Origin of the sequence: Variovorax sp. ZS18.2.2, assembly GCF_024701975.1 — a bacterium.
Taxonomy (GTDB): Bacteria; Pseudomonadota; Gammaproteobacteria; order Burkholderiales; family Burkholderiaceae_C; genus Variovorax.
The window spans coordinates 453,146-465,133 of the sequence record NZ_JANLNM010000005.1 but is presented as its reverse complement, the minus strand read 5'-3'; the positions used below and the strand labels follow the sequence as shown (position 1 = coordinate 465,133).

Sequence of the window (11,988 nt, the reverse complement as noted above, 5' to 3'; positions counted from 1 at the left end):
GTCCGGCGGTGGTCAAAGCGTCATCGCCAACTGCCAGAATTGCCGGTTGCTTTGAGGAGAACGCATGGGATTTCTGGACAAGATCTTGGGCGCCGTCAGCGGCGGCGCCACCCCCAGGGCCGAGGGAGGCCTCACGCGCGAGCAAGCCAAGCTGCTGGAAGAGGCCGTCGCCTGCTTCGAGAAGGCGGGCAAGGAACTGCCGGCCAAGGCCACCGCGTTCCTCGTCGACGGCACGCAGGAAACCGTGCTGCTCGACCTGCAGGCCGCGCGCTCCTTCGAGCCCGGCAAGCTGCTCGGCGACCCCGGCCGCCTGCGCTGGGGCTTCAACAACTACCAGAACAAACCGCTCGAGAAGGTCGGCAACGGCAGCCTCGAGCAACGCGGCCGCTTCTACGCCAGCGTGCGCGCCGAGACGCCGCCGCTCGACGCGCTGGTGCGCCTGGGCAAATTGCTCGCGGCGGCCGACGGCGGCCAGTCGCTCGAGCACCCCGGCGCGGCCGTGCCCGACTGGCTGCAGTACCTCGTCAACGACGCCGTGTTCGCCACCTTCAACAAGGGAGGCACCAACAGCGACGAGCGCGACCTCGCCAAGCACCGCCCCGCATGGAACGTGCACCTCGTCGCGGCGCTGCTGGCGCACGAAGGGCTCGATGCGCAACCCCTCGCGCTGCAGGAGATCTTCGAGCGCAAGGGCCTCGACGCCTGGTACCACGACCGGCTGGACGGCATCGTCCAGGCCGAGGCCGTGGCCGACTACATGCGCAGCCACCGCGAAGCCGCCGAGGCGCTGCCCGTGCAGCTCTCGGCCGCGGGCCGCGTGCTGCTGGCCCGGCGCATCGGGAAGGACAAGACGCTGCTGAACGACTTCGCGCCGCTCTTCGTGCGCCTGGCCATCGACAGCAGCAAGACGGTGCGCGCCGAGGCCACGCCGCACATCGAAGGCATCGCCGAGGCGCAACGCCTCGAACTGCTCGGCCAGCTGCTGAAGGACGGCGACACCACGCAGCGCACGCAGGCGGCCGAGCTGCTCGCGCGCCTGCCCGGCGACGCCGCGCGCGCGCTGCTCGCCGCGGCCGCCGAGACCGAGACCAGCAAGGCGGTGCAGCAGGCCATCCGCTCGGCGCTGTCGCGGCTCGACGCGGCGGGCGATGCGGGCGAACTCGCGCTGCCCGAGCCGCCGGCCTGGCAGCCCTTCGAGGACCAGCCGCTCGGCGAAGACGCGGTGCAGTTGCTGATCGCCAACCGCATCGAGCTGCTCGAGAAGAACCGCATCGCGGCGGAGGCCGAGATCGAGGAGAACCGGGTCTCGACGGACAAGTACAAATACAAGTTCCGCCAGGAAAACTACACCGCCCACAAGAAGCTCACCGACGACGACATGCGCGTGGCGGTGCGCGTGCTCAACGGCCAGGCCAGCAAGCACGACCAGAACCGCATGAGGAACGGCCAGCTGCAGCAGGTCGTGAGCTTCGGCAACCGCCTGCAGGCGCTGCCGGCTTTCGGCATGCCGCACCTCATCCGCTGGCTGGGCGTGTCGCGCCACTGGACCAGCTTCTGGTTCGACGACGGCTTCCACAAGTGGCTCGGCCGCCAGCCCGCGGGCTCGGTCGACCTGCGCGCGCTGGCCGAGCTGCTCCAGCGCTCGGGCATGCCGATCGACGACGTGGCCCACACCGCGCTCTTCCAGTACTGGAACCAGGCTTCGGCGGTCGACGTGCTGCCGGCCGACCGCGTGTGGCCCTTCTTTGCCGAACACCCCGAGTACATCGACGAGGGCCTGGGCCTCATCGCTCCGCCCAAGCGCGAAGGCCGCCAGACGCAGCTCGACCTGAACGCCACGCTGCGCACGCTGGCCATCTTCCCGACCGTGCAGGCGCGCTGGCTGCCGCGCGTGATGGAGCTGGCGCTCGGTGAGGGCAAGACGCACCGCGCGGCCGCGCAGAAGGCGCTGTCGATGCTGCCGGACATCGGCCGGCGCGTGGTCGAGTCGCTCGACGCCACCAAGAGCGAAGTGCGCATCGAGGCCGCCGACTGGCTGGCCGAACTGAAGTACGCCGAGGCCCTGCCCGCCATCACCAAGGGGCTTGAAAAGGAGACGCGCGAAACGGTGCGCGCCGCCTACCTCACCGCGCTGGAAGCGCTGGGCGACGACATCTCGCCGCGCCTCGCGCCCGCGATCCTGCTGGCCGAGGCGAAGAAGGGGCTGAAGGCCAAGCCGCCGGCGGGGCTCGCATGGTTCGCGCTCGACGGCCTGCCCGCCTGCAAGTGGCTGGACGGCAGCGCGGTCGAGCCCGAGATCGTGCGCTGGTGGGTGGTACTCGCCTGCAAGCTCAAGGAGCCGGGCGGCAACGCGCTGCTCACGCGCTACCTGGGGCTGCTGGACGCGCCGGGCCGGCAGGCCATCGGCAGCCTGGTGCTGCGCCAGTTCATCGCGCAGGACACGCGCCATCCCTCGCTCGACGAAGGCATTGCGCATGCCAACGCCGTTGCGCCGCAGCGCTACCAGAACAACCAGCAGGGCTATCACAACGCCAAGGCCGAGTACAAGAAGTACTACGAGGCCGACTTCCAGAAGACGCAGGAGCAGGTCTTCGAGGAATGCAAGCGCGAGAAGATGAGCGAGTACCTGGGCAGCGCCATCGGCGAGAAGGGCGTCCTGGCCCTCGCCGCGCAGGCGTCCGGGCACGAGGTGGTGACGCTGCTGCAGCAGTACATGCGCGACCACTACCAACGCCGCTCGCAGATCGAAGCCATGCTCGAAGGCGTGGCGCCGGGCAACGACCCGGTGGTGATCCAGCTCCTCTTGGGCATCTCGCGGCGCTACCGCACCGCCTCGGTCCAGGAGAAGGCGCGCGCGCTGGTGCAGCAGATCGCCGACCGCAACGGCTGGACGCAGGACCAGCTGGCCGACCGCACCATCCCCACCGCGGGCCTGGACGACACCGGCACGCTGGAGCTGGCGTATGGCGAGCGCATCTTCACCGTGGTGCTCGATGCGGCCATGAAGCCCGAGCTGCGCAACGCCGAGGGCAAGGTCGTCAAGACGCTGCCCGAGCCGCGGCAGAACGACGACCCGGCGCTCATCAAGGAGGCCAAGTCGCAGCTCTCGACCAGCAAGAAGGAACTCAAGCAGGTCATCGACCTGCAGACCGCGCGCCTGTTCGAAGCCATGTGCACCGGCCGCGTCTGGCCAGAGGCCGAGTGGCGCGAGTACCTGTACCGGCATCCGGTGGCGGGGCGGCTGATCCAGCGGCTCGTGTGGCTGGAACTGGACGCCGAGGGCAAGGTGCGCGGCAGCTTCCGCCCCACCGAGGACGGCAGCCTGATCGACACCCAGGACGACGAGGTCGAGCTCGCCGACGGCAGCCAGCTGCGACTGGGCCATGCCTCGCTGGTCGACGAGGCCACGGCCACCGCCTGGAACAAGCACTTCAAGGACTACAAGCTCGCGCCGCTCTTCCCGCAGATGACGCGCAAGCCGCCGGCCATCGCCTTCACCGACGACAAGGGCCATGCGGTGAGCGAGATCAAGGACCGGCTGGGCTGGATCAGCGACACCTTCACCCTGCGCGGCAGCTTCGCCAAGCTCGGCTACCAGCGCGCGCAGGCCGAGGACGGCGGCTTCTTCTATCAGTACACCAAGGAGTTCTCGTCGGTGGGCGTGCGCGTGGCCATCGAGTTCTCGGGCAACACCCTGCCGGAGGAGAACGTGCCCGCCGCGCTCAAGACCCTGGGCTTCGAGGACGCCAAGGCCCGCGGCTACGGCGACCGGGCGCTGCCGCTCGCGGGCGTGCCGCCGGTGCTGCTGGCCGAGGCCTATGCGGACTACCTCGCCATCGCCCAGGCCTGCGCCGGCTTCGACGCCGACTGGGAAAAGAAGATGCCGTGGTAGGCCGCAGGGTAGGCTTTTCGGTCGACTCGCCCTGCTGCGCCAAACGGCGCATTGCCTTGCCGGGGTGCATGAATCATGATGGCGGCGCGGTCGGCATGGCCGTCCGGCCGCATGCTTTCGCACTACTGCGCCAATCTGGTGCGAAGGCGCGAAAATGCGGCAGCGCTCCCGCCAGGAAAACAAAGAAAGCATGACCCGTCGCACCTGAGGCGACCTCACAAACCGCATGGCTCTCACACTCGACCCCGAAGATACGCGCAGCCGCATTCACGACCTCGTGTGGTGCGGCTTCTATCCCGATGCCGATGTCGAGTGGATGATCACCGACGAGTACCTCGACCCCGACGAGATCACCGCCGAGGACCGCGCCTGGGTCAAGACGGAAGCCGCGCGCATCTGCGCCGAGAAGCACGCCGCCGAGGTTGATTGGCCCGCCCAGACCGAGTACGACCGGCTCGAGGCCGTGTTCGCCCAGTTGCGCGGCGAGAAGGTCATTGCCCTGCACCGCGCCGGGAACACGCTCTCCGATGGCCATGACGATGTGCGCGAGCACTGGCGCGCGGCGGGGCGGCTGGCCTCGGGCATCCGGGGCTGCTGCTTCTATCACTCGCAAGACCTGGACACGGCGGTGCGCACCGGCCGGCTGCACCTGGCATTCAGCGGCGGGATGATTCCCGAGATCGAGCAGCGCGAGGCCAACACCGTGGTGATCGGCCACCGCATCATCGAGCTGCTGCGCGCGGCCGGCTTCCAGGCGCACTGGAGCGGCAACATCAACGAGCGCATCGAGGCTGATCTCGGCCAATGGCGCAAGCGAGGCCCTTCGGTGTGAGCGTGCGGGCCTGGCAGCCGCCGCGCCGCATCGATGCCATCGATTTCTGGCTGCGCTCCCGGCTGCTGGCCACCGCCCACGCGCTGCGCGAGGCGTTCAGGCCCTCGGCGCGGCGCTGGCAGGGCCCCATACACGACACACACGAGACGCATGCACTGGCCGATGCGCCGGTGCTCGCGCAGTACCGCACTCCGTTGTGGTCCGACGGGCGCGCGGACGAATTTCCCCTGGTGGCCGGCAAGGTGCAGAACCTGCGCGTGGCGCGCCGCGCCTTCGATGCCATCGAGGTGCCGGCCGGCGAACTGCTGAGCTTCTGGCGCCAGCTGGGCCGGCCCAGCGCCTCGCGCGGCTTCGTGCAGGGCCGCGAGCTGCGCGGCGGCTGCGTGGTGCCGACGCTGGCCGGCGGGCTTTGCCAGCTGTCGAATGCGCTGGCCACCGTCGCGGCGCGCGCGGGCTTCGAACTGGTGGAGCGCCACGGCCACACGGCGCGCATCGAGCAGGCCGCCGATGCCGCGGGCGATGCGGTGGATGCGACGGTGTTCTGGAACTACGTCGATCTCAAGCTGCGCGCCAAGCATGCCTGGCGGCTCGAGGTCGAGCTGACGGCGAGCGAGCTGGTGCTGCGCATCCGCGCGCGTTCGCCGCTGGCGATGCCCGCGGTCCCGGTGGCGCTGCGGCGAGCCGGCGAGGCGGGCACGGGCACCGCACTGCCGCTGGCGCGCGGTTGCCTCAGCTGCGACCAGACGGCCTGCTTCCGGCACCGGCCGCCCGCCGAAACCGCGCAGCAGCAGCCAGGGCGCACGGCCGTCCTGCTCGACGCCTGGACGCCCGAGTTCGCGCGCTACCTGGATGCGCACCATGCCGGCGCCGAGCGCATGCAGCCGGTGCCGGTGCAACTCGCGTTCTGGCGCCGGCTGCCCCATTCCGGCTGGCATCGGGAGACGGCGGATTCCGTCCGATCGCTCCGGTGGGCGAGCCTGCGCCGCGCCGTGTGGCAGCGGCTCTGGGCGCGGCATGCGGGCCGGCGGCAGGCCAGCCTGATCGACGGGCAGCGCTGGCTGGCACTGGCCTCTGCCGCGCGCCTCGCAGCCGATCACACGCACCTGGTGGTCGACCAGGCGCTGTTGCCGTACTTGCAGCAGGCCGGCGCGCTCGATGGCCGCCGCGTCACGGTGCTGGCCGGTGCGCTGCCGATGGCGGAGATCGAACGCCGGCTCGACGCTGCCGCCGAGCGCTGGCCCGGCGACGCCACGCTGCGCGACTTTCGCGCCGACCCCGCGCTCGTGCGGGCCGAGGCCGCGGCGTTGGCGCGGGCCGCGGCGGGCGTCACGCCGCATGCGGAGATCGCGCGGCACCTGGCGTCCGTCGCGCCGCAGGCGGCGGTGCTGCGGCTCGATTGGCTGCTGCAACCCTCGATGCCGGCCGCAGCGGATGCGCGCGGCGAACCTCCGCTGATCGTGTTCGCCGCCAGCGCGCTCGCCCGCAAGGGTGCCCGCGAACTCGCCGCCGCGCTGCAAGGCTGGCCCTGCCGCCTGCGCGTGCTGGGTTCGCCATCGGACGACACGCAGATGTGGCGCGGCATCGACCACGTCGAGCACCTGCACTGGCGCGGCCACGGCCTGCAAGGGGCCCGCGTGGTCGTGCTCCCCGCCCACGTCGAACATGCGCCGCGCGCGCTCCTGCGTGCGCTGGCGGCCGGCGTGCCGGTCGTGGCCTCGACCGCCTGCGGCCTCGCGGGCTTGCCGGGCGTGCGAGAGGTCACGGCGGGCGATGTCGAAGGCCTGCGTGCCGCGCTGCAGGCGGCGCTCGCCAGCACCACTACAAAGCCGTTCGGTACACCACCCGCTACGATGGCCGACGCCCGATCCACGGTTCCAGAACCCGCAGTCACCACACCATGAGCACCGGCACCTCCCCGTCTTCTTCCCCCGCCAATCAGGCCGTGCGTCTCGCCCCCGAGGCGCGCTATGCCGACGAACTCGCGCGCCTGCTGGCGGCCGACACCGATGCGCGTCCCACGGGCTGGAAGCTCTCGCCGCGCGCGGTGCGCCGCTTCATCCTCGGCGACGAGAAGCAGCAGGTGAGCCGCAAGTTCTACGGCGACGATCCGCTGGTGGACCGCGCCATCGTCACGCTCATGGGCCACCAGGGCCTGATGCTCGTGGGCGAGCCGGGCACCGCGAAGTCGCTGCTGTCCGAATTGCTCGCGGCCGCGATCAGCGGCGATTCCGGTCTCACGGTGCAGGGCACCGCCGGCACCACCGAGGACCACATCAAGTACAGCTGGAACTACGCGCTGCTGCTGGCCGAAGGCCCGAGCCAGCGCGCGCTGGTGCCTTCGCCGCTCTACCAGGCGATGCGCGCGGGCCAGCTGGTGCGCTTCGAGGAAATCACCCGCTGCCCGCCCGAGATCCAGGACGTGCTGATCTCGCTCATGAGCGACAAGCAATTGATGATTCCCGAGCTCGGCCGGGACGAAACGGACGGTGCACGGCTCTACGCGCAGCGCGGCTTCAACATCATCGCCACCGCCAACCTGCGCGACCGCGGCGTGCACGAGATGTCGTCCGCGCTCAAGCGCCGCTTCAACTTCGAGACGGTCAAGCCGATCCGCGACCACGACTTCGAGGTCGAGCTGGTGATGGCGCAATTGAAGCGTGAGCTGGCCAGCGGCGGCGAGTCGCCGGTCGAGGTGCCGCGCGACGTGGTGGCGCTGCTGGTCACCACCTTCCAGGAGCTGCGCGCGGGCCAGACGCAGGACGGCACCGCCATCAAGGGGCTCGATGCGGTGATGTCCACCGCCGAGGCGGTGAACGTGGCCTACGCGGCGGCACTGCAGGCGCGCCACTTCAACGGCGGCAAGCTCACGGCGCGCGAGATCGCGGGCCAGTTGCAGGGCGTGGTGCTCAAGGACAGCACCGACGACGTGAAGCGCGTGCGCCACTACTTCGACACCGTGGTGCGCGAGCGCGGCAAGCGCGATGCGCAGTGGAAGACCTTCCACGAGGCGGCGCGCGCGCTGTGGCAATAGAGCCCGGTCAGGCGCTCCCCGCCGCGCTGGAGGCCGCGCGCAGCCGGCTGTTCGGCGAGGACGACGAGGTGTTCTTCGTGCCGGTGCGGCACCACAGCCCGGCCTGCGCCTTCGCATTGCGCGGACTGCTGCGCGAGGTGAAGCCCGCCGCCGTGTTGATCGAAGGGCCCGACGACCTCGCTGCGCTGCTGCCGCTGCTGCAGCACGAAAAGACCAGGGCGCCCGTCGCCTGGCTCTGCCAGACCACGCGCCAGGTGCCGGCCGAGGACCCCGAGACGGAAGAGAAGACGCGCACCGAATCGCGCACCTCCTTCTTTCCGTTCTGCGACTACAGCCCCGAGTGGATCGCGGTGCGCGAAGGCGCGGCGCTCGGCGCGCAACTGGGGTTGATCGACCTTCCCTGGAGCGACAAGGCCTGGCACCGCAACAACGAGGAGGAAGGCGAGGCGCGCGATGCCGCGCGCAGCCTGATGGAAGAGCGCTACTTCGCACACAGCCGCTACCTGAACGCACTGACCGCGCAGCTCGGCTGCGTCGATCACCAGGAGCTGTGGGACCGGCTCTTCGAGCTGCGCAGCACCGCGGCGCTGGGCGACTGGCGCGCCTTTTTCTCGGATGTGTTCAGCTGGTGCGCGATGGCGCGGCTCGACTACGAACCCGAGGTGCTCGAAGCCGAACTGAGCCTGCCGCGCGAGCGCCACATGGCCGGTCACATCCGTCGCTGGCGCAACGAGGTGAAAGGGCCGATCGTGGTGGTGACGGGCGGCTTCCACACGCCCGAGCTCGTCGCGCAGTGGCAGAAGGCCAAGCCTTCCAAGGCACCGGCCGCCACCAGGGACGGCGCCGCCGATGCCTGGCTGATCCGCTACAGCTTCGAGCGCCTCGATGCGCTCAACGGCTACGCCTCGGGCATGCCTTCGCCCGGCTACTACCAGCAGGTGTGGGAGCGGTTGGAGGCCGGCGAAGACGACCCCTTCACCGCGGTGACGCTCCACAGCCTCACCCGCTTCGCGCGCCAGACGCGCGCGCAGGACCAGGTCGATGCCGTCTCCACCGCGCTGGTGCAGGCCGCCGCCGCGCAGGCCATGCGCCTCGCGGCGCTGCGCGGCAATGCGGGGCCGGGGCGGCAGGACCTGCTCGACGCCATTCGCTCGTGCTTCATCAAGGGCGCGATCGACGAGGGCACGCGCGGCTTCACGGCCGACCTGCGGAATTTCCTCAGCGGCACGCGCATCGGCGACGTGCCGCCCTCGGCCGGCTCGCCGCCGCTGATCGAGGACGCGCGCCGCCTTGCACGCGCGGCCGGCGTGCGGCTGGACGACAGCACGGCGCGCGTGGCGCGGCTCGACCTGTACCGCAAGCCCTCGCACCGCGAGCGCAGCCGCTTCTTCCACGCGATGGCCTACCTCGATGCGGGGCTCGGCACCTGGCTCGCGGGGCCGGACTTTCTCGGCAACAGCCGGCTGCACATCCTGTTCGAGGAATGGCGCGCCGCGTGGTCGCCGCTGGTCGAGGCGCGGCTCATCGAACTCGCGGCCGATGGGGCATCCGTCGAGGCCGTGTGCATGGCCAAGCTGCGCAAGGAAGAGGTCGCGCTCGCCGACCAGGGCCGCGGGCGCAGCGCGAGCGCGGCCGTGGCGCTGCTGCTGCGCGCCTGCCTGGTCGGGCTGCAGTCGCGCCTGCCGCAGCTGCTGTCGATGCTTTCGACGCACCTGGACGAAGACGCCGCGCTCGGCTCGGTGGTCGATTGCGGCCACCGGCTCGTCACGCTGTGGCGCGCGCGAGAGCCGCTGGGCGTGCAGCAGCATCCGCAACTGCGCAGCCTGCTGGAGCGCGTGTGGCCGGCCGCGCTGTTCCTGCTGCCCGACCTGGGGCCGAGCCCCGAGGAGGGCGAGGCCGGGGCGGTGAAGCAACTGCTGTCGCTGCGTGAACTCGGGCGCCTGCTGGCGTCGCTTGGGGAAGAGTTCGGCGATAGCGACGGTGACGGCGGCCACGCCATCGACCTGGACCTGCTGCGTGCCCAGCTGGAGCGCTTCGCAACCGGCGCGGCGGTGGCGCCGGCCGTGGCGGGCGCGGCATCGGCCCTGCTGTTCCTTGACGGCCACTGGGACGACCATGCGCTCGAAACCGTCGTGCGGCAGCGCTTCGGCGCGGGTGCGCAGCCGCGCGAGGCGGTGCGCTTCCTCAACGGCGTGATGGCCGCGGCGCCCGAACTGCTGCTGCGCCTGCCCGCGCTGCTCGAAGGGCTCGACGGCCTGGTGCGCGGCTGGGACGCCGAGGCCTTCGTGGCGCACCTGCCCGATCTGCGCCAGGCCTTCACCCGGCTCAAGCCGCAGGAGACCTCGGACCTCGCGGGCCGCGTGGCCGGTCTGCACGGGCTGGGCGAGGCAGAGGGCGAATCGCTCTACCAGGTGCACTACGAAACCACCGAACACGACCTGCACGAAGGCGCGCAGCTGCAGCTCGCGCTGGCCGAGTGCCTGCGGCGCGACGGCCTGGCCGCATGGCTCGCGGCACCGGCCGCCGCCACGAACACCGAAAGCGCTTCATGACCATCGACCTCCAGACGCTCAAGTGCGGCGAATGCGGCAGCAGCGTGCTCAAGCGCACCGGCCTCAACGAATACACCTGCGACCACTGCGGCTCGGTCACGCTGGTGGAAGACAAGGTCTCCGACCGGCTCGAGCGCGTGCTGGACCAGGTCAAGAACGAGGCGGGCCGGCGGCTCGCCGCCGAAGAGGCGTTGCGGCAGAAGCTGATGCTGCGCAAGGTCGGCATCGGCATTGCCGTCGTGCTGGCCGTGCTGCTGGTGGCGCGCATCGCCGAGTTGCTGATTGCGTCGCGCCAGCCCGCCGGTGCGACGCCTGCGGTGGCGGCGTTTGTCGACCGCACCATCCCGGTGGAGGGCCTGAAGCTCGGCGAGCCGCGGCAGGTGCTGGTGGGCAGCGGCAGTTCGGCACAACCCAAGCTGCTGGTGGTGGCGCGCAACGAAACCGGCAGGCCGCTGTCGCGCGCGGGCATCCGGGCAACCTACTACGACGGCGACAGCAAGGTCGACGAACGCACCGAGACGCTGCCGATCTTCGTGCTGGAGCCGGGCGAGAGCGCGCCCGCGCTGGTCGACATGCCGAACGGAAAGAACGTGACGCGGCAGACGCTGCAGGTGCAGAAGCTCGCCGAGCCCTACAACGCGGTCGAGGGGCCGCGCATGACCTTCTCGCGCGTGCGCCTGGTGCAGCAGGGCGACCGCGTGCGGCTGGTGGGCCGCATCGACAACACGCGCAAGGACGCGGCCATCGTCGGCGGCATCGACGTGCTGGCCACGCTGTACGACGACGCCGGACAGGTAATCGGCTTCGGCCATGGCTATGCGCAGGCGACCGAACTCAAGCCCGGCGCGCAGACCTCGGTGGACGTGAGCGTCGCCCGCTTCGGCCGCGCGGCGGCGATCGCGGCCTGGGACTACCGCATCGGCTACAACATCGTCGATGCCTCGGGCTCGCGCACGCCGGTGCTCAATGCCGACCGGGTGATCCGCACCGCGGCCGGGCCGGAGAGCTTCAACCCCGACCTGCGTCTGGGCACCGAGGACCTGCTGGCCGAGGACAGCGAGCGCTTCGATCCGAAGGATCTCGAGCTGCTGCCGCTGGTCGATGGGCGCAACAACATCCAGCAGCGGCTGTTTCTGGGCGAGCTGGTGAACCGCAGCACCGATGCGATCGTGCTCGCACCCGGCGGCGTGATCTCGCGCTTCAGCGGCAGCAAGGCGCATGGCACGACCAACATCGCGGGCCTCGCGTACCTCTACCCGGGCGAGCGCTTCCCGATCTTCCTGGAGCCGGAGGACATGGAGCGCTTCACCTCGACCCGCATCGAATGGAAGCCGATGCGCCGCGCTGCATTGCCGGGGCCGCGCAAGCCGCTCGAAGTGAAGGTGACCGGCACCAAGGCCGAGCTGGGCAGCGTGCTGCTCAACTTCAGCCAGCGCTTCACCTACAAGAGCGTGGAGGTCACGGGCAGCGTGAAGAACCCGGGCAACGCCATCATCGGCAAGGTGCGGCTGTGGGTGAGCCTGCGCGACCGCAACGGGCAGCTCACCGGCTTCAAGCTGGTGGAAAACCTGCCGGCCATCGCGCCGGGCGAGAGCGTGCCGTTCCAGGTGGACGTGGAGCAGAACGGCCGGGACTTCGCGAGCGTTTCGACGCTATATCAAACCGAATAGCCCCTGCCGCG

6 protein-coding genes are annotated in these 11,988 nt (G+C 70.6%); all 6 read left to right on the top strand.

Annotated elements, in window-relative coordinates; genetic code table 11:
• Positions 1–64 precede the first annotated feature (64 nt).
• The 6 genes from NU688_RS21390 (at position 65) to NU688_RS21365 (ending at position 11,977) form a co-directional block, all read left to right on the top strand.
• Complete coding sequence (locus NU688_RS21390; protein WP_257862802.1) at positions 65–3,892, top strand: DUF4132 domain-containing protein; 3,828 nt, start codon at positions 65–67, stop codon at positions 3,890–3,892.
• 226 nt (positions 3,893–4,118) lie between these two features.
• Positions 4,119–4,724 carry a hypothetical protein gene (locus NU688_RS21385; protein ID WP_257862801.1) on the top strand — a complete coding sequence of 202 codons (606 nt, stop codon included), beginning with the start codon at positions 4,119–4,121 and terminating at the stop codon, positions 4,722–4,724.
• The gene (locus NU688_RS21380) at positions 4,697–6,625 is read left to right on the top strand and encodes a VanW family protein (RefSeq protein ID WP_257862800.1); all 1,929 of its coding nucleotides are present in this window, start codon (positions 4,697–4,699) and stop codon (positions 6,623–6,625) included. Before NU688_RS21385 ends, NU688_RS21380 begins: the two co-directional genes overlap by 28 nt.
• Entirely contained in the window at positions 6,622–7,755 is a 1,134-nt protein-coding gene (locus tag NU688_RS21375; protein ID WP_257862799.1) for an AAA family ATPase, read from the top strand. The genes NU688_RS21380 and NU688_RS21375 overlap by 4 nt, the downstream gene beginning before the upstream one ends.
• A complete protein-coding gene (locus NU688_RS21370) occupies positions 7,746–10,307 on the top strand; it encodes a DUF5682 family protein (RefSeq protein WP_257862798.1) in 2,562 nt (853 codons plus the stop codon). Before NU688_RS21375 ends, NU688_RS21370 begins: the two co-directional genes overlap by 10 nt.
• Complete coding sequence (locus NU688_RS21365; protein ID WP_257862797.1) at positions 10,304–11,977, top strand: FxLYD domain-containing protein; 1,674 nt, start codon at positions 10,304–10,306, stop codon at positions 11,975–11,977. The genes NU688_RS21370 and NU688_RS21365 overlap by 4 nt, the downstream gene beginning before the upstream one ends.
• The last annotated feature ends 11 nt before the right edge of the window (positions 11,978–11,988 follow it).